Source organism: Segatella copri (assembly GCF_003465495.1).
GTDB lineage: Bacteria > Bacteroidota > Bacteroidia > Bacteroidales > Bacteroidaceae > Prevotella > Prevotella copri_G.
Genome location: NZ_QSAV01000138.1, coordinates 1 through 407, shown reverse-complemented (window position 1 = coordinate 407; position 407 = coordinate 1). Strand labels below are relative to the sequence as shown.

Below are 407 nucleotides of genomic sequence, written 5' to 3'. Positions count from 1 at the left end.
AAAGTCGGTCGGGCGTACATGGGGTGCTTGCTTCTCCATCTTGTCCAATAGATATGGCAAGCTGTCTGATGCGTAGAGGTATGACGCAAGGGTGATGATGTTGCCGCCCTTGCCCATTCCGAAATCGAACCAACTGTTCATCGTAGTGTTCACTTTGAAAGATGCCTCACTCTCGTTTCTCAATGGTGACTTGTACCAAAGGTTTGCGCCCTGCTGCTTGACAGGACGGTGTCCCAAACTTTGCAGATAGTCTGCAATCTTGATTTGCTTTGCTTCTTGAATGTTCATGTTTTACTGTGGATTAAGTGGTGTATGTATTTCTGATGAATTGTTGAGAATGGCATGTATTGGTATGATAGTCAAATACTTATCTTCTCAACAAACTCTCAACAAATGGTTCTTTTCAA

At 43.2% G+C, this 407-nt stretch carries 1 pseudogene; it reads right to left on the bottom strand.

Annotated features, from left to right (window positions below):
* Positions 1–288 (bottom strand): annotated as a pseudogene (locus tag DWV53_RS16330) (toprim domain-containing protein); the annotation flags it as partial.
* Positions 289–407: the final 119 nt, after the last annotated feature.